This window comes from uncultured Tenacibaculum sp. (genome assembly GCF_947498805.1).
Lineage (GTDB): Bacteria > Bacteroidota > Bacteroidia > Flavobacteriales > Flavobacteriaceae > Polaribacter.
This window is the reverse complement of record NZ_CANMLT010000006.1, coordinates 163,227-179,438: the sequence shown is the minus strand read 5'-3', so window position 1 is coordinate 179,438 and position 16,212 is coordinate 163,227. Positions and strand designations below refer to the sequence as shown.

Annotated in this window: 20 protein-coding genes; 12 read left to right on the top strand and 8 right to left on the bottom strand. The window is 30.9% G+C overall.

Going from position 1 to position 16,212, the window contains the following annotated elements:
- Window positions 1–67: 67 nt before the first annotated feature.
- Complete coding sequence (locus Q0873_RS13660; protein WP_299108241.1) at window positions 68–2,398, bottom strand: outer membrane beta-barrel family protein; 2,331 nt, start codon at window positions 2,396–2,398, stop codon at window positions 68–70.
- Window positions 2,399–2,607: 209 nt separating this feature from the next.
- On the opposite strand from Q0873_RS13660, the gene Q0873_RS13655 reads away from it, so the two are divergent.
- From Q0873_RS13655 to Q0873_RS13645, 3 genes are read left to right on the top strand one after another with little or no spacing between them, the layout of a single operon-like run.
- A complete protein-coding gene (locus Q0873_RS13655; protein ID WP_299108239.1) occupies window positions 2,608–3,684 on the top strand; it encodes a sensor histidine kinase in 1,077 nt (358 codons plus the stop codon).
- A 1-nt stretch (window position 3,685) separates the two neighbouring features.
- Window positions 3,686–4,402, top strand: a complete 717-nt coding sequence (locus Q0873_RS13650; RefSeq protein WP_299108237.1) for a LytTR family DNA-binding domain-containing protein — start codon at window positions 3,686–3,688, stop codon at window positions 4,400–4,402.
- A 17-nt stretch (window positions 4,403–4,419) separates the two neighbouring features.
- A complete protein-coding gene (locus Q0873_RS13645; RefSeq protein ID WP_299108235.1) occupies window positions 4,420–4,890 on the top strand; it encodes a regulatory protein RecX in 471 nt (156 codons plus the stop codon).
- Here the strand turns inward: Q0873_RS13645 and Q0873_RS13640 are convergent.
- A complete protein-coding gene (locus Q0873_RS13640; protein WP_299108233.1) occupies window positions 4,880–5,401 on the bottom strand; it encodes a hypothetical protein in 522 nt (173 codons plus the stop codon). The two genes, Q0873_RS13645 and Q0873_RS13640, sit on opposite strands and share 11 nt — an antisense overlap.
- 181 nt (window positions 5,402–5,582) lie before the next feature.
- On the opposite strand from Q0873_RS13640, the gene Q0873_RS13635 reads away from it, so the two are divergent.
- The 3 genes from Q0873_RS13635 to Q0873_RS13625 all read left to right on the top strand — a co-directional run bounded on the left by Q0873_RS13635 (window position 5,583) and on the right by Q0873_RS13625 (window position 7,784).
- A complete protein-coding gene (locus Q0873_RS13635) occupies window positions 5,583–6,557 on the top strand; it encodes an NAD-dependent epimerase/dehydratase family protein (RefSeq protein ID WP_299108231.1) in 975 nt (324 codons plus the stop codon).
- Between the two features lie 106 nt (window positions 6,558–6,663).
- A complete protein-coding gene (locus tag Q0873_RS13630) occupies window positions 6,664–7,257 on the top strand; it encodes a thioredoxin family protein (protein ID WP_299108228.1) in 594 nt (197 codons plus the stop codon).
- 44 nt (window positions 7,258–7,301) lie between these two features.
- On the top strand, window positions 7,302–7,784 hold the full coding sequence (locus Q0873_RS13625; RefSeq protein WP_299108226.1) for an ABC transporter ATPase: 483 nt from the start codon (window positions 7,302–7,304) through the stop codon (window positions 7,782–7,784).
- A 52-nt stretch (window positions 7,785–7,836) separates the two neighbouring features.
- On the opposite strand, the gene Q0873_RS13620 is transcribed toward Q0873_RS13625, so the two are convergent.
- From Q0873_RS13620 to mce, 6 genes are all read right to left on the bottom strand, one after another.
- Complete coding sequence (locus Q0873_RS13620; protein ID WP_299108224.1) at window positions 7,837–8,373, bottom strand: outer membrane beta-barrel protein; 537 nt, start codon at window positions 8,371–8,373, stop codon at window positions 7,837–7,839.
- Window positions 8,374–8,414: 41 nt separating this feature from the next.
- Window positions 8,415–9,107, bottom strand: coding sequence for a tRNA pseudouridine(55) synthase TruB (gene truB, locus Q0873_RS13615; RefSeq protein ID WP_299108222.1), 693 nt, complete (start codon window positions 9,105–9,107; stop codon window positions 8,415–8,417).
- A gap of 9 nt (window positions 9,108–9,116) precedes the next feature.
- Complete coding sequence (locus Q0873_RS13610) at window positions 9,117–9,911, bottom strand: undecaprenyl-diphosphate phosphatase (protein WP_299108219.1); 795 nt, start codon at window positions 9,909–9,911, stop codon at window positions 9,117–9,119.
- 2 nt (window positions 9,912–9,913) lie between these two features.
- Window positions 9,914–10,159, bottom strand: a complete 246-nt coding sequence (locus tag Q0873_RS13605; RefSeq protein ID WP_299108217.1) for a DUF3098 domain-containing protein — start codon at window positions 10,157–10,159, stop codon at window positions 9,914–9,916.
- A 10-nt stretch (window positions 10,160–10,169) separates the two neighbouring features.
- Complete coding sequence (locus tag Q0873_RS13600; RefSeq protein ID WP_299108215.1) at window positions 10,170–11,048, bottom strand: permease-like cell division protein FtsX; 879 nt, start codon at window positions 11,046–11,048, stop codon at window positions 10,170–10,172.
- 84 nt (window positions 11,049–11,132) lie between these two features.
- Window positions 11,133–11,534, bottom strand: coding sequence for a methylmalonyl-CoA epimerase (mce, locus tag Q0873_RS13595; protein ID WP_299108213.1), 402 nt, complete (start codon window positions 11,532–11,534; stop codon window positions 11,133–11,135).
- A gap of 229 nt (window positions 11,535–11,763) precedes the next feature.
- Here mce and Q0873_RS13590 point away from each other — a divergent pair, with 229 nt between their 5' ends.
- From Q0873_RS13590 to Q0873_RS13565, 6 genes are all read left to right on the top strand, one after another.
- Window positions 11,764–12,441, top strand: a complete 678-nt coding sequence (locus Q0873_RS13590; RefSeq protein ID WP_299108211.1) for a hypothetical protein — start codon at window positions 11,764–11,766, stop codon at window positions 12,439–12,441.
- Window positions 12,442–12,461: 20 nt separating this feature from the next.
- Window positions 12,462–13,103 (top strand): hypothetical protein, encoded by a 642-nt coding sequence (locus Q0873_RS13585; protein WP_299108209.1) that lies wholly within the window; start codon window positions 12,462–12,464, stop codon window positions 13,101–13,103.
- On the top strand, window positions 13,079–13,831 hold the full coding sequence (locus Q0873_RS13580; protein WP_299108207.1) for an ATP-binding protein: 753 nt from the start codon (window positions 13,079–13,081) through the stop codon (window positions 13,829–13,831). The genes Q0873_RS13585 and Q0873_RS13580 overlap by 25 nt, the downstream gene beginning before the upstream one ends.
- A gap of 60 nt (window positions 13,832–13,891) precedes the next feature.
- On the top strand, window positions 13,892–14,536 hold the full coding sequence (locus tag Q0873_RS13575) for a response regulator transcription factor (RefSeq protein ID WP_299108205.1): 645 nt from the start codon (window positions 13,892–13,894) through the stop codon (window positions 14,534–14,536).
- A gap of 41 nt (window positions 14,537–14,577) precedes the next feature.
- Window positions 14,578–14,973 carry a 30S ribosome-binding factor RbfA gene (gene rbfA, locus Q0873_RS13570; RefSeq protein ID WP_299108203.1) on the top strand — a complete coding sequence of 132 codons (396 nt, stop codon included), beginning with the start codon at window positions 14,578–14,580 and terminating at the stop codon, window positions 14,971–14,973.
- A gap of 125 nt (window positions 14,974–15,098) precedes the next feature.
- The gene (locus tag Q0873_RS13565; protein ID WP_363322555.1) at window positions 15,099–16,211 is read left to right on the top strand and encodes an ABC transporter permease; all 1,113 of its coding nucleotides are present in this window, start codon (window positions 15,099–15,101) and stop codon (window positions 16,209–16,211) included.
- The last annotated feature ends 1 nt before the right edge of the window (window position 16,212 follow it).

Sequence of the window (16,212 nt, the reverse complement as noted above, 5' to 3'; positions counted from 1 at the left end):
GAAAGTCATCGTGCTTTCAGCCCTTTTTGTTTTAAAATATGGTTGTTAATTTTTGATAATTTGTTTATTAATCAGGTAAACGATCACGATCTCTTTTAGTTCTATTGAATCGATAAATAAAGGTTAATGAAGAAAAACGGCCTATAGGTCTTTCATAGCGGTATGCTGTATAATTACTTCCTGTAATCAATTGCTTACGTACACGAGAATCGAAAATATTATTCATATTTAAGGTTATGGTAGCTTTATCGTTCCAAAAGTCTTTACTAATCCCCACGTTTGCTTGGTATTGAGCCTCTGTAAATATTTGTCCGCTTTGACGCTCTCCTTGGTAATTAAAACTTGTTTGAATAGTTAGTTTAGAAAACCTCATTCGTGAGTTTACTCGAGTAGACCAGTTATTGTCATCTACTGTATAAATTCCACGTTGTGTAAATGAAAAATAATTGAATTCACTAGATAATCTCCACCATTTGTATGGAGAAAAACGAACCGCTAGTTCTGCTCCGAATCTTTTTTCAGTTCCTGAATTGATAGGTTTTGAAACCAAGGCACCGAAAGAATTAGCCGTAACTAAAGTTTCAAATACATTGGTAGTTTTTTGATAGTATACAGAAGGATTCACTGTAAACTTACTCCATCTTTTTAGAAAACCTAATTCATAAGAATTGGTATACATAGGATCTAAATCTGGATTTCCTACACGAATATTTCTACGATCGGAGATTCCACCAAACGGATTTAAATGCCAGAAGCTCGGACGACGAATTCTTCTGCTATAACTTAACTGTAAATTGGTTGCTTGACTAAAATTATACGTCAAGTGAGCTGTTGGGAAAAAATCAGTATAACTTTTGTCTGTTCTAAATTGGTCTTTTCTATCGGTACTTCCAGTGTTCGCATGTTCAGCACGTAAACCTAATAAATACTGTAGTTTGTTCTTTCTGTTTCCGTATTGAACATAGGCTCCGTAAATACGCTCTTGGTAGCGTAATAGATTATCTAAACTATCTATTAAAACGGTATTGTCCCAAACTTTGTAATCACTATCTATATTTCTAAGCTCTCCTTTAATTCCCATTTCTATATGCGATTTTTTTGTAATAGGAAGTTTAAAGTCCGATTGAAACAAGAAGTCTTTACTACTTTCAATATCTCTACTTTGTAAAGTGTTAATAGTTGCGTTAGCAGGGAATAGTTGCTGTTCTTTTACAAACTCATTTTCATCGTCATTCCAGAAATCGTATTGAAGATTTAAAGTGAATTTTTGTCCTTTCTTATCAAAGGTTTTTACATAGTTAAACTCAATTTGATTGGCTTTTTGAGGTTCTCTATAAAACTCTTCTGTCGAAAGTTTGCTATCGGTTTGTTGTGCACTGTTTAAAAAATCGAACTCATAAGAAACACTGTTTTTACTTAAGTTGTTTCTGTGATAATAACTTAAAGTAATGGTGTTTTTATCATTGATATAATAGTCACTTCCAAAATAAATATTAAAAGTACTCCTGCTTCTTGTGCTTTGAGTTGTCCTGTTTGAAAAAGAAATTGGATTGTTGGTAGCATTAAAATTCGTTCTGTTTAAAAAACCGCTTCCATCAAATTTCATATAACGATATCCAAGATTAGAAAACAGGTTGAATTTTTCCTTTTTATAATTGAGGTTATAATTCACACGATGGTTGTCTGGTATACCTGTGGTTACTTGTAAAGAACTTCCAAAACGCCCTTTTTTATTCTTTTTTAGAATTATATTAATAATACCAGCAGTTCCTTCAGCATCGTATTTAGCAGAAGGATTGGTAATTACTTCTACTTTTTCTATGGTTTCTGAAGGAATAGACTCTAATCCGTTATTTGCTGTTAAAACTGAAGGCCTTCCATTTATTAAAATACGAACATTAGGGTTTCCTCTTAGACTAACTGCTCCTTCAATATCGACATTTACAGAAGGAACATTGTTTAAAATATCATTAACAGATCCTCCTTTAGAAATTAAATCTTTTCCAACGTTAAACACTCGTTTGTCTAATTTGTATTCGGTCGTAGACTTTTCGGCAGTTACTTCAATTTCATCTAATTTTTCAGCATCTTCTTCTAAAAAGAAAGTTGGAATCGTTTGATTTTTACTCAAAGATATATTTTGAATAGACTTGTTTTTAAAACCAATGAACTCAACTTTAATATCATAGGTTCCTTGTTTAGTTTTTATAGTGTATTGTCCGTTTTGATCTGTAGTTTCTCCAGCAATAATTTGTTTGGTGGCTGGGTCTGTTAAAATAACAGTGGCAAACTCTAATGGTTGATTAGAGTTTTGTTCAAGTACCTTTCCTTTGATGGTTACTTGGGCGGTTAAAGCTACTGAGCTCAAGAAGATGAGCATGCAGAATATTTTTTTCATTTCGTTTAATTTGAGTTATACCGCAAATGTGAATCATTCTAGCATGCACTATTTTATATATAGATAAACAGGGGTGAAAAATCGACGTTAAAGTGTTTTTTAAAGACCGAATTAATTAGGGAGTCGAAAGTGGTTGTTTGGGAGTAAAAAACCAAGTTTCGTCTACTCATTGTAGAATTTGAAGGAATAGCGTTTATTTTTGTGGTGATATGGATGCACTACAAAAATTTTCTGAATATATTAGAAAGAACCAATATGCTCGTCATATATTATTTTGGTTTATACTTTTTAGTTTAGACCTTCTAAGAGATATTATTATTAATGATAAGAACCAACATTTTACTATTGTTGAGGCTTTGATATTTAATTGCTTAAGTTTTGTAACTCAGATAATAGCAGCCTATTTTGTTGCTTATTTTTGGATACCTAAATTTATAAAAACCAAAAAATATCTGCTTTCGATATTAGTGTTTTTAGGAGCTTTTTATTTGTTTGGTGTCTTGAGTCGAGTGTTGGTAGTTCATGTAGCTGAACCTTTGGTGAGGGTACCTCCATTTGAACAAGAATCTATTCAAGAAATTTTCTCGGATTATAGATGGTTACTGGCAAAATATATTCCTACAATTTTACTCAATGTTTTAGTGTTTGTTGCAGTGAAGTATTATTTTGAAGATTCAAGAGAAAAATCAAAAAAGTTAACCTTAGCAAAAGAGAAATCAGAAATAGAATTAAAAACATTAAAAGGGCAATTAAACCCACACTTTTTGTTCAATACATTGAATAATATATATTCACTTTCTATCATAAATTCACCAAAAACATCTACTTCAATTAGCAAGCTTTCTGAAATTTTAGATCATGTTTTGTATCGATGTAATGGAAAATTTGTGTTGCTTTCAAGTGAAATAGAATTATTAAAGAATTTTATTGAATTGGAAAAATTACGTTACGATGAAAGACTAAAAGTTACGTTTGTAGAAGATATTGAAAACGATACAGAGATTCCACCATTAATTTTATTGTCTCTAGTAGAAAATGCTTTTAAACATGGAGCAGGAGAGGATAGTGGCTCTCCGGAGATTAATATTCATGTGTCCAGTAAAGATGCTAAATTTGTTTTTAATATAAAGAATACTGTCTCTAAAGATTATCAATCAAATAATAAAGGGAATCTAGGATTGTTAAATGTTAAAAAGCAGCTAGATTTAATTTATAATGAAGGATATGAATTGGCTATTGGAGGAACAGAAAATACATTTGAAGTAACATTAATGGTGAATCAGTAATATGAATAAGAAAATAAAATGTTTGTTAGTAGATGATGAGCCATTAGCAATTAAATTGCTAGAGAAACACATTGGGAAAATAGAAAGCTTAGAAGTCGTAGCAACGTGTAATAATGCAATTAAAGCCTTTGAAATATTAAATACACAGCAAGTTGATTTGTTGTTTTTAGATATAAAAATGCCAAACTTAACAGGTATCGATTTTTTAAAAACCTTAAAGAATCCTCCTAAAACAATTTTTACAACGGCTTACAGAGATTATGCTATAGAAAGTTATGATTTAGGGGTAATTGATTACTTGTTAAAACCCATTACTTTTGAACGCTTTTTTAAAGCGGTAGATCGCTTTGTAAAGGATAACAAAACAGCGGTTGAGGTTGTACCCAATAAAGAAGCTGCGGAGGAGTTTATGCTGATAAAATCAGGGAATAAATTTCATAAAGTTATCTTGGAAGATATCTTGTTTATTGAGAGTTTGAAAGATTATATTAAAATTCATACCACGAACAATAAAAAAATAGTTTCTAAATACCGAATAAGTGAAATAGAAGAAGAACTAAAAGAAAAGAACTTCCTAAGAGTGCACCGTTCGTATATTATAAATATTGATAAAATATCTGCATTTACTGTAAATGATATCGAAGTGAATTCTACAGAAATACCTATTGGAGCTAGCTATAAAGAAAAGGTAGTTTCTTTTTTAAATAACTGGAAGTAGCATTGTATTTTTGCTGTATGAAGAAGCAGGTAACATCAATAGAAGAAGTAAAAAGAAAAATAGAACGCTATTGTGTTTATCAAGATCGATGTCATAAAGAAGTTGAGAAAAAACTGGCAGAATATCATTTAATTCCTGAGGCAAAGGAAGCTATTTTACTACATTTATTTGAACATAATTTTTTAAATGAAGAACGTTTTGCAAAAAGTTTTGCAAGAGGAAAGTTTAGAATAAAAAAATGGGGAAGGCAACGTATTACAAGAGAGTTGAAGTTAAGAGATATTTCTACTTACAATATCAAAACTGCCTTAAAAGAAATAAACGAAACGGATTATCTAACATCTTTGCATAGTTTAATTGAAAAGAAAAATAATCAAGTTACAGAAGAGAATATTTTTAAAAGAAAGAAAAAAATAATTGATTTTTTACTCTATCGAGGGTATGAAACCGACTTGGTTTTTAAAACAGTAAATGAGCTTATTGCTTAAATAAACTATCTAAGTTAATTTCAGCATCAAACTGTTCTTTTAAGTAGATGTTATTAAGTTTTGAGTTTACACTTCCAAACAACGCAAGGGTTCTTTCAATTTGGGCAGAAACATCGTTAGCTTTAATAGCAGAGATATAGGTCATATCAGCTAAACGTAACACTTCATTTTCAAAAACGTTGATACGAGCTTTAAAAGCAGGAAGCTTCATAATGTCAATATCAGAACTATCTTTTAATTGCTTTGTAAGTCGTTTTAGCTCTAAAGCATTGTTGAGTGCTTCGGTAGGGGAAACACTTTTAAATTCTTGTAAAAACTCTTCTAATTCTTGGTATTCATTCCAGTCTTTAACTTTACTTGAAGCACGCTCATCTAAAGAAGTATAATCAGCATAGTTTTTTATAGAAGACATGTCTGTAGTATCTACAGTGTTTGCCTTATTTTGTTGCTTTTTAGAAGTGCAACTAATGCTAATTACTAATAAAATTAAAATACCAATTCGATTAAACATAAAGCCATAATTATGGCGTAAAATTACATTTTTAATTGCGTATTTTTCAAATAAAAAAGTTAAACCTTTATACTCAGGTGGTTAATGTGTGTTTTTTGTTTTAAGTTAAATTTTAATAAATAATTTTTACGAAAAATGAAATTTACTAACTTTGAAACCTATATTTTTTGAACTTTTAAAAATGAGTGACACGATATTAATTATAGGAGCTTGCGGGCAAATAGGAACTGAATTAACCCAAAAATTAAGAACTATATACGGAGGATCAAATGTGATAGCTTCAGATATAAGAGAGGGGTCTGAGGAGATGATGAGTGAAGGACCGTTTGAAATTTTAGACGCAACTAGTCAAGAAGATATTTTAAAAGTCATTCAGAAATATAAAGTAAACCAAGTATACTTAATGGCGGCAATGTTATCTGCAACTGCAGAGAAATATCCTCAAAGAGCTTGGGATTTAAACATGACTTCGTTGCTTGCAGTATTAGAACTAGCAAGAGAAAAACATATCGATAAAATTTATTGGCCAAGTTCAATGGCAGCATTTGGACCTACATCACCAAAAATCAATACACCACAACAAACGGTAATGGAACCATCAACGGTATACGGAATTAGTAAAATTGCTGGTGAACATTGGTGTAATTATTATCATGCTAAATATGGAGTTGATGTTCGTAGTATTCGATATCCAGGGATTATAAGTTGGAAAACATTACCAGGAGGAGGAACTACAGATTATGCGGTTGATATTTATATTGATGCTTTAAAGAAGGGTACATATGAGTGTTTTTTAAGCGCTACTACTCGTTTGCCAATGATGTATATGAATGATGCTGTAAATGCTACCATTCAATTAATGCAGGCACCAGAAGAAAGTATAAAGGTGAGAACTTCATATAACCTAGCAGCAATTAGTTTTACGCCAGCTGAAATAACTGCTGAAATTCAAAAACATATTCCAGAATTTACAATTACCTATAATCCAGATTTTCGTCAAGAGATTGCCGATAGTTGGCCACAGATAATTGATGATACCAATGCAAGAGATGATTGGAACTGGAGACACGAATTTGATTTAACTTCTATGACCCAAGAAATGCTTAGCAATTTAAAGATAAAATTGGGTGGTGAGTTGGACATGAAAGCTTTGTAATTTTTTACGACTACATATGCACGGAAGTCAAAAACATATGTAACCTTGGTTACTGTTTGATGCTTGACTTAAATGTAAATTTGTAACATAAATTATATGTAGCGTTATGAAAGAAATTATAACAGAAGCTTTATCAAAATCAATAAATTATTCAGACTATAGAAAGTTAGTAAGTGATCTTTTAGAAGAAGGAAAATCTACAGGTTTAAATCAATCTGAAGCTCTATTAAATTATAGTATGTTAAACGATAGACGTATGAAACGTTTAGATAAAACGGTTAAACTTACTACAACAACCAAAGAAGCTGCCACATCTTTAGAAGTGCCTCAAACATGGTTGGTACTTACGGAAGGATGGTGTGGAGATGCTGCTCAAAATATTCCTGTATTAAATAAGATTGCAGAAGAGAATAAAAATATATCTCTACAATTGGTGTTAAGAGATGAACACCCTGAACTGATGGATGCTTTTTTAACGAATGGAGGAAGAGCAATTCCAAAGATGATTGTACTTGATGAGGCTAAAAATGTTATTGATACTTGGGGGCCAAGACCTAGTACAGCGACAAAAATGGTTTCAGATTATAAGGAAGAACATGGAGGTTTAGATGCCGACTTTAAAAAAGACCTACAAGTTTGGTACAATAAGAACAAAGGAGAGAATGTTCAGGAAGATGTGATTGAAATACTTAAAAAGTAAAATAAATTAACAACTACTTCAAACACAAGGTATATATTTGCCAAATGTTTACCGATTTTGAAAAATTATCACCTGAAGCAAAGGTTTGGGTGTACCCTTCAAGTAGAAAGTTTTATCCACAAGAAATTGAAGGACTAAAAGAAAAGTTACATGAATTTGTAGCTGAATGGAAGAAGGATGTAGAAGGTTTTGTAGCTTCTTGTACTTTATTATATAATAGATTTGTTGTTTTTGCTGTGGAAGAAAATGTAGCAATTACAAATGAAGATGTAGATAAACAAGTAGCTTTTATTTTACAGTTGCAAAGTGACTATGAAATAGAACTGTTAGATAAAATGAATGTATGCTTTAAACAAGGAGAGCATGTACAGTATAAAGAATTAAAGGAGTTTAAGAAACTCTTAAAAAACAAATCGGTATCATCAAAGACGGTCGTATTTGATAATTTAATTCAAACAAAAGAAGAATTAGAAAACTATTGGGAGGTACCTATTACAGAAAGTTGGTACAATCGTTTTTTAAAATAAATACAAGCCTTACTTGATATACAAAGTAAGGCTTTTTTTGAGTTTTGTTTTTTTAGAAAAAAGAAAAACCTACTCCAAAAGAGATGCTATCTAAATGACCGTTTTTAAACCCTTGAATGGCTTTTCTGTGATAATCTATACGAAGAATAAGATTCCATCTACTTTCTCCTGTAATTTGTGAACCAATACCAAAACCATAGTAGTTTCCGTTTTCATATTTGGAAGAAGGTCTCCACATTTTTCCATGACTATATTCTACAAAGAAGTTGTCGTTATCATCTTCTAAAACATTATAGCGTAAACTTCCATAAAGAGGAATGGCATTAATGTTAAATCGAAAATGGTGGTCAAATCCGGCATTGAAACCTATTTGCCATCGTCGATCAAATTGATACCCTGCTCCTAAACGGAATAAAACGGCACCTGGAATTAACAGAGGCTCATCATCATCAGGGTCTATCGTGTAATCTTCATTAATAGCAAAGGTTGTACTAAGACTTCCAGTAAAATACGGTTTTTTGTAGGTGTTTTGAGAAAAGGTAATTTGGGTTGCAAATACAACCAAACATAATAGTAATGTTTTTTTCATAGTAATAGTAAATAGATAAGTTTCGCTTTGTGAAACAAAAACTATTCCATTCCTAATGAATCTATAAAACCTTCAATACTTTGTGCGTTTTCTACGGAGAAATCTCCAATTTTAGTTCTACGAAGTTTTGTTAAATGTGCCCCTGAGTTTAGTGCCATACCAAAATCATGCGCTAATGAACGTATATATGTTCCTTTACTACAAACTACTCTAAAATCAAGATTGTTACCTTCTATATTAGTGATTTCAAATGTTGAAATTGTTATTTTTCTAGCTTTGATTTCGGTAGTTTTTCCCTGACGAGCTAGTTCGTATAAACGTTTTCCGTCTTTTTTAATTGCCGAAAAAATAGGTGGTTTTTGATCGATTTCTCCAATAAACTGTTGCGTAGTATTGTGAATTTGATCAGTAGTAATATGGTCAACTGGAAAAGTTTCGTTTATTTCCGTTTCTAAGTCATAACTAGGAGTCGTAGCACCAATAGTAATAGTACCTGTATACTCTTTTATTTGACCTTGATAAGTTTCTATGCTTTTGGTTTGTTTACCTGTACAAATAATTAATAAACCTGTAGCTAGAGGGTCTAATGTTCCAGCATGCCCAACCTTTATTTTTTTAATATCAAAACGTTTACGAATGTGCCAACGTAATTTATTAACTACTTGAAACGAGGTCCATTCCAAAGGTTTGTCAATTAATAAAACTTGTCCTCCTTTATAATCTTCTGCAGTCATCAATAATAATTAAAAAAATAGCGAATATCCAATGGCAATAAGTCCAACAATAGCACAGTAAATAGAGAAATAAGAAAGTTTACTTTTCTTAACTAATGCAATCATCCAATTACAAGCTAATAATCCAGCAACAAAGGCAGCAATAAAACCAGCCGACATTGGAACAACTTCATTCGATGAAAAATTAATATCTCCACTTAATAAGTCTTTTGCAATTTTTCCAAAGATTAATGGTACTACCATTAAAAACGAAAAACGTGCTGCTTTCGTACGGTCTACACCTAATAAAACAGAGGTGGAAATAGTTGCTCCAGAACGAGAAATACCTGGTAGCATAGCAATGGCTTGAGAAATCCCAATAATTAAAGCATTGCTAAACGAAACATTTTTACTAGTATTTTTTGCCTTATCAGCCATTAAAAGAAGAATGGCTGTGACCAATAACATCAATCCTACAAATAAAATTTTTCCTCCAAATAAAGCTTCTAATTGCTCTTCAAATAAAAGTCCAATAATGACAGCAGGAACCATTGAAATGATAATTTTTAAAGAAAATTGCATCTCTTCATTCCATTTAAATTGAAACAATCCTTTAAAAATCTCAGCAACTTCTTTTCTAAAAATTACTAAGGTGCTTAAAGCTGTAGCAAAGTGCAGTACTACTGTGAATGTAAGACTCTCTTGTGGTACAGAATTGTCGCCTAATATAGCTTTAGCTAATTCTAAATGACCACTTGATGATACTGGTAAAAATTCAGTAAGTCCTTGAATGATTCCAAGGATAATTGCTTCTATAATATCCATGCTTATTTTTTTGGATCGGCTAAAATAGCGTAAATTTCAATACCTAAACCAATAATTACTAAGGTTGGTGCTAAACGTATTCTTCTCCAACTGTAAATTTCTGGATTAAATACATTGGGGTCATCACTACCACCACCTGCCATAAGTATAAAACCTAAAGCAATAACGGCTAAGCCAATAAGCATAAACATATAGTTTCGTTTTCCGAATAAAAACGTATTCTTCTCTGATTTTTTTTCTTTACTCATAAGTGTCTTATTAATAATATAAGTCGTTTGTTTGAAGGTTTAAAAAACGTTGTGTAGCAAAAAATGTACTTATCCAAGTAATTAAAAATGCTATTCCTATAATTCCACCAGCAACATATCCTAAAGTAGTATAGTCTTTTAATAAAGCTAAAGTTGGTACGTATTGATTTACATAATAAATTAAAATACCAATGGTAATAATTGCTACGAATGCACCAATCATCCCTAATTTAATACTTTGCCAAATGAATGGTTTTCTAATAAAACTTTTGGTGGCTCCAACCATTTGCATGGTTTTAATATTAAAACGTTTTGAGTAGATTGATAAACGAATAGAACTGTTAATTAAAATAATGGCAACTAACCCGAAGAAACCACTTAATACTAATAACCAAAAACTAATACGTTGAATGTTTTTAGTAAGTAATTCTACTAGTGGTTTATCATAATTAACTTCAGCAATTAATTTATTGTTTTCAAATTGTTTTTCAATTTCTTGCATTTTTTCAGGAGTAACATATGCTGCTTTTAAATAAATGTCAATTCCATCTTTTAAAGGATTGTCCCCTAAAAATTGTAAGAAATCTTCACCCAAATCTTTTTTATAAGCCTTAGCAGCTTGTTCTTTAGTGATATATGCTATTTTATTAGTGAAAGCTTTGTTGGTAACTTCTTTTTGAAGTTTAACCAGTTCCTTTTTATCAATACTATCTCTTAAAAACAATGTCATCACCACCTTTTCTTTAAAGTGGTTTGCAACTAAAGTAGATTTTAAAACAACCAATCCTAAAACACCAATCATAAAGAGTACTAGTGCAATACTAACTACTACAGATACATATGAAGATTGTAAGCGTCTTTTTTGAAAGGAATCAAAAGAAGTGTTCATGTTACGAGGTTGTTATTTAGCGATGCAAGATACTAATTTTTGAAAACAAGTACCTGAGTTTAAAATCTAGAACTTTTGTTAAAATTAAGGCTTTTCTTGACAAAGTTCAATAAGAACTCCATTCGTAGTTTTTGGATGTAAAAAAGCTACTAATTTATTGTCTGCTCCATTTTTTGGAGTTTCGTTTAAAACGGTAAAACCTTCTTCTTTTAATCGTTTGATTTCACTGTGAATATCATCTACAGCAAAAGCAATATGATGTATACCTTCACCTTTTTTTTCAATAAACTTGGCTATAGGACTATCTGGTTTAGTTGCTTCTAATAATTCAATTTTATTAGGGCCAGATTTAAAGAAAGAAGTTTTAACACCTTCGCTGGCAACTTCTTCGATTTTATAATGTGCTTCACCAAATAAAGAAGCAAAAAGTTCATTTGATTTTTCTAAATCTTTAACGGCTATACCAATGTGTTCAATTTTGTTCATGAGGTAAAAATAAAAAAATGTAGAGATATAGGCTAGGAAGTAGTAAAATCAAGAGTTATAAGGTGGAGTTTTGTGTAGCGAATACACTTTTGGTATAAGGGGGTTTTTCCTATTTTTAAAAATATTTCAGAAATTAAACACTTGTTTTTGAGGAATGTATCTTTTTTTGGGTTTTTGAATTCAAAATATCCTATTATATTTAAAAAGGAAAACTTTAAATATTTAAATAATGAAAAAAACTAACCTACTATTAATATTTGTGGTTGCATTAGCGATATTAACATCGTGTAAAGACCATAAATGTAAATGCGATTGTGATGATTGGCAGTCTTTAGTGCCAGAAGGAACATTTTGTTATTCAGATGAAGGAAGAACTGAAGAAATGTTAGATTATAAAGAAGTGATAGATATGTTGAAGAATTTTGATAGAACCCGAATAGCGCCATTAGAAAGTGCTTTAGGGTATCAAGATGCGCGTATTCATAATTATAATTTTGACCAGTTTAAAAAGTATTTAGCACATGTTGAGAACTTAAGTAAAAAAGCCAATGTGAAAATTACAGGTATTAGTTTTATAGCAGGTGTTAAAGAAAACTATAAAGGAAAAGGGAAAGGTTATCAAGATCTAATTTATATACCAACAACAACGATAAATGGGAAACAAATTCCTTTTGATCCTTTACATTCTGCTAGACAAGGAAAGCTTGTGACATTTAAAGAGATGTTGGCAAAACATGGGTATAAATGGATTTACAATACGATAGAAGAGTTCAAGGAAGGTAAGAATCCAAATTACGATTATTCATTACCTATAAAGAAACAAAACGAAGCAGGTTTTTTTGCACCTAGTTATGATGATGGAAAAAGTGGAGCAGGGAATAAAGGACAACTTCAGCCTCCATATTAATTTTTTGTACCTCCTGTGTTATGAGTTTGTTGTTTGTAGGTTTTTTGCTTTCAATATTATCTTTTTTGGGATATTTATTGATCTCTTTAGATAAAAAAAGGTTTATTGGAATGAATTACTTTTTGATCTTTCTATTTTGTATGGTCTTTTTTGAGACCATGGCTTTTTTTCTTAGAAAGTATGGAGTTAACAATGGACTTTATAACCTGTTGAGTTTGTTAGAGTTTATTATATTGTTTTTGTTTTATGGAAAACTATCAAAAGATAGATTAACGAAAAAAGTTACTAGAAACTTTATTTATATCTATAGTGCAGTCTTTTTTTTAAGTTCACTAAATTATGGGATGGGACTGTTTACTGTTAAGTACAATACAATAGCTCCCGTATTTGGAGCAGCCTTTATAGGTGTTGTTTTGTTATTGTATTTAAGAGAAATTTTACTTTCTGAAGAAATTTTGAACTACAAAAGCAATATATATTTTTGGATAACGACTGGCTTGCTTTTGTATTATTTAGGTACAATGCCTTTAACGGCAATATTTAATTTTATGAAAACAGGAAGTAGTTTTAAGTATTTGTTTAAGATTCAACAGTCTCTGACTGTTGTCATGCATTTTTGTTTTATTTTTGGATTGTTATGGAATTGGAAGAAAGTGAGGTAATCGTTTTTATAACTACATTTTTAGTAGTACTTGGAATATTGTTTATAATTATTTTATTTACGGTATTTCAGCGTCGTAAGAATAAGTTATTATTAGAACGTGCTGCTTCAAGAAAACAATTTGAAACAGAGATTGCAGAAACGCAGATAGAAATACGAGAAGAAACGTTAAGAAATATTAGTTGGGAGTTGCATGATAATATTGGGCAACTCCTCACTTTAGCTAAAATACAATTGCAACACGCTACTCCCGAAAATATGGGAGAGATTTCAGAAACCATTACTAAAAGTTTAACCGAAATTAGGGCGTTGTCTAAGCTTATTAATCCAGAGTATATAAAGAATATTGAGCTAAAGGAAGCTTTGCAATTAGAAATAGAACGTTTTAATAGATTAAAATATATTGATGCTCAGTTGTGTGTAAATGGAGAAGAAAAATTAATCAATCAGAAACACAGCATTATTATATTTAGAATTTTACAAGAATTTTTTTCTAATACAATTAAACATTCGAAAGCAACTAACCTAAAAGTATCTTTAAGTTATAAGGAGAAGGAGATAGAAATAAAGGCAGAAGATAATGGGGTAGGTTTTGAAGTGAAAAAAGTAATGATGAAAGGTATTGGATTGAAAAACATAAAAACAAGAGCCAAACTTATCAATGCAGAAGCAAAGTTGAGATCAGTTCCAGAAAAAGGAACGACTTTAATAATTAATTACTATATTTAAGAGTAATTTACCCTAATAATTTTCCCCAAGAATTAATAATTAACGGTAAAGAAATTCAAAATGAAGTATTCAGTAGTTGTTGTAGACGACCATACCTTGTTGTCTCAAGCAATAGAAGGCATGGTCAATACATTTGACAAATTCAAAGTATTATATACCTGCAAAAATGGAAAAGAAGTAGAAGAAAAGTTTTCTGCTTCACCAAAGAACGTCCCCGATATTGTCTTAGTAGATGTGAATATGCCAGTAATGAATGGTATTGAAACCACAGAATGGATCGTTGAAAATAACCCAAATGTTCATGTAATGGCGTTGTCTGTTGAAGATGCAGATGGAACTATTTTAAAGATGTTAAAGGCCGGTGCAGTTGGATATTTGCTGAAAGACACTCAGAAAGAAGTGTTAGAGAAGGCATTGATAGAGCTTATGGAAAACGGGTTTTATCATACCAAAGATGTAACAACATTGTTATTAGATTCTGTTTCTGGTAAGAATAATAAAATGTCTATTCAGTTAAAAGAAAACGAAGTTAAATTTATGAGACTCGCTTGTTCTGAACTTACATATAAGGAAATTGCGGACAAAATGTTTTTAAGTCCTAAAACAATTGACGGTTATAGAGATAGTTTATTTACAAAGCTAAATGTACGTAATAGAGTTGGGCTTGTAATGTATGCAATAAAGAACAAAATTTATACACCATAATTCGATAGCGGTTTACAATAAAATAGTTGTAAATTTGCAGCATGGAAGAAACAAACAGACAGAGAAAAATAGCAGGAGTATTACAACAAGATATCGTTGATGTTTTACAACGTGCTGCTCAAGATGGAATGAAAGGTGTGATAATATCAGTTTCTAAAGTATCTGTAACCGCAGATTTAGGAGTTGCTAAGGTATATTTGAGTGTTTTTCCATCTGAGAAAAGAGAAGAGATTTTAAAAGGAGTTGTATCAAATACTGCAACGATACGTTACGAATTAGCACAAAGAACCAGAAATCAATTAAGAAGAATGCCAGAGTTATTATTCTTTGGAGATGATAGTTTGGATTATATTGAAGATATTGATAAGTCTTTAAAAGGAGAGGATGTGAATCCAATTAAAAATCCTGATATTTTACCAAAACGTCAAAAGCGATAAGGAATAAATTGTTACATTGGTACCATTAATTTATTAGTTGGTTGAACTTTCCTTTTTATATAGCTAAAAGATATCTGTTTTCAAAAAACAGCACCAATGCTATAAACATAATTACGTTTATAGCTATGTTTGGTGTCATAGTAGGTACTTTGGCATTATTTATTATCCTTTCTATATTTTCAGGATTACGAACCTTTAGTGATTCTTTATTGGAAGCATCAGATCCTGATATTAAAATTATCGCTAAAGAAGGAAAGAAATTTGACTATTCTAGTGAAGTAAAAAGGGTATTAGAAGCAGAGGAGATTGCAGCGGCTTCAGGGGTTATAGAAGAGCGTGTTTTTATTAGATATAAAGACAAACAAGAAATAGCTCAAATAAAAGGAGTAGATACCTTTTATAATGAAGTAGTTCCAATAGATTCTTCTTTAACTGTTGGGAATTGGGTAGATTATAAATATCAAAATACAGCGGTTATTGGTTATGGAATTGCTTATAAACTTTCTATGAGTATTTATAGTTTTGGAGAACCACTTCAAATTTTTGTTCCCAAACCAGGAAAAGGCTTTGTAAACCCAGCAAGTGCTTTCAGAACTAAAAATGTACAACTTATAGGGATATACTCTGGTTCAGAAGAATTTCAAAATAAATTTGTGTTTACAGATTTACAATTAGCTCAAGAATTGTTGCAATATGAAGCTACACAAGTTTCAGCAGTTGAAGTAAAATTGAAAAATATTGAAGCAAGTGAAGCGGTTCGATCGAAATTGCAAAATGAACTGGGTGAAACATTTGTTGTAAAAACAAAAGCAGAATTGAATGCTTTGTACTATAAAGTGGTAAATACAGAAAACTTTATTTCTTACTTAATAGCCACTTTAGTAATTATTATAGCCCTTTTTAATGTTATTGGATCTATAATTATGATGATTATAGATAAAAAGCAAAATTTAAAAACAATCGTAAATCTTGGTGGTACATTACAAGAGATTAAACGAATATTTGTGTATCAAGGCTTTTTGCTAACCCTGGTAGGAATGGCAATAGGATTGTTTTTTGGAGTGATTGCAGTGCTGTTGCAACAACATTTCGGATGGGTTAAAATTAATGCAACATTAGCATATCCGATAGAATTTCGTTGGTTAAATTTACTTGTGGTAATAGGAACTATTGTAACCTTAGGTTTCTCAGCATCAAAAATTGCAAGTGCTAGAATTAATATGAGTTTTTTAAAATAAA

Bases quoted from the DNA above. Each gene is read 5' to 3' on its own strand.
- Q0873_RS13660 (WP_299108241.1), bottom strand. From the start codon at position 2,398: ATGAAAAAAATATTCTGCATGCTCATCTTCTTGAGCTCAGTAGCTTTA.
- Q0873_RS13655 (WP_299108239.1), top strand. From the start codon at position 2,608: ATGGATGCACTACAAAAATTTTCTGAATATATTAGAAAGAACCAATAT.
- Q0873_RS13650 (WP_299108237.1), top strand. From the start codon at position 3,686: ATGAATAAGAAAATAAAATGTTTGTTAGTAGATGATGAGCCATTAGCA.
- Q0873_RS13645 (WP_299108235.1), top strand. From the start codon at position 4,420: ATGAAGAAGCAGGTAACATCAATAGAAGAAGTAAAAAGAAAAATAGAA.
- Q0873_RS13640 (WP_299108233.1), bottom strand. From the start codon at position 5,401: ATGTTTAATCGAATTGGTATTTTAATTTTATTAGTAATTAGCATTAGT.
- Q0873_RS13635 (WP_299108231.1), top strand. From the start codon at position 5,583: ATGAGTGACACGATATTAATTATAGGAGCTTGCGGGCAAATAGGAACT.
- Q0873_RS13630 (WP_299108228.1), top strand. From the start codon at position 6,664: ATGAAAGAAATTATAACAGAAGCTTTATCAAAATCAATAAATTATTCA.
- Q0873_RS13625 (WP_299108226.1), top strand. From the start codon at position 7,302: ATGTTTACCGATTTTGAAAAATTATCACCTGAAGCAAAGGTTTGGGTG.
- Q0873_RS13620 (WP_299108224.1), bottom strand. From the start codon at position 8,373: ATGAAAAAAACATTACTATTATGTTTGGTTGTATTTGCAACCCAAATT.
- truB (WP_299108222.1), bottom strand. From the start codon at position 9,107: ATGACTGCAGAAGATTATAAAGGAGGACAAGTTTTATTAATTGACAAA.
- Q0873_RS13610 (WP_299108219.1), bottom strand. From the start codon at position 9,911: ATGGATATTATAGAAGCAATTATCCTTGGAATCATTCAAGGACTTACT.
- Q0873_RS13605 (WP_299108217.1), bottom strand. From the start codon at position 10,159: ATGAGTAAAGAAAAAAAATCAGAGAAGAATACGTTTTTATTCGGAAAA.
- Q0873_RS13600 (WP_299108215.1), bottom strand. From the start codon at position 11,048: ATGAACACTTCTTTTGATTCCTTTCAAAAAAGACGCTTACAATCTTCA.
- mce (WP_299108213.1), bottom strand. From the start codon at position 11,534: ATGAACAAAATTGAACACATTGGTATAGCCGTTAAAGATTTAGAAAAA.
- Q0873_RS13590 (WP_299108211.1), top strand. From the start codon at position 11,764: ATGAAAAAAACTAACCTACTATTAATATTTGTGGTTGCATTAGCGATA.
- Q0873_RS13585 (WP_299108209.1), top strand. From the start codon at position 12,462: ATGAGTTTGTTGTTTGTAGGTTTTTTGCTTTCAATATTATCTTTTTTG.
- Q0873_RS13580 (WP_299108207.1), top strand. From the start codon at position 13,079: ATGGAATTGGAAGAAAGTGAGGTAATCGTTTTTATAACTACATTTTTA.
- Q0873_RS13575 (WP_299108205.1), top strand. From the start codon at position 13,892: ATGAAGTATTCAGTAGTTGTTGTAGACGACCATACCTTGTTGTCTCAA.
- rbfA (WP_299108203.1), top strand. From the start codon at position 14,578: ATGGAAGAAACAAACAGACAGAGAAAAATAGCAGGAGTATTACAACAA.
- Q0873_RS13565 (WP_363322555.1), top strand. From the start codon at position 15,099: ATGTTTGGTGTCATAGTAGGTACTTTGGCATTATTTATTATCCTTTCT.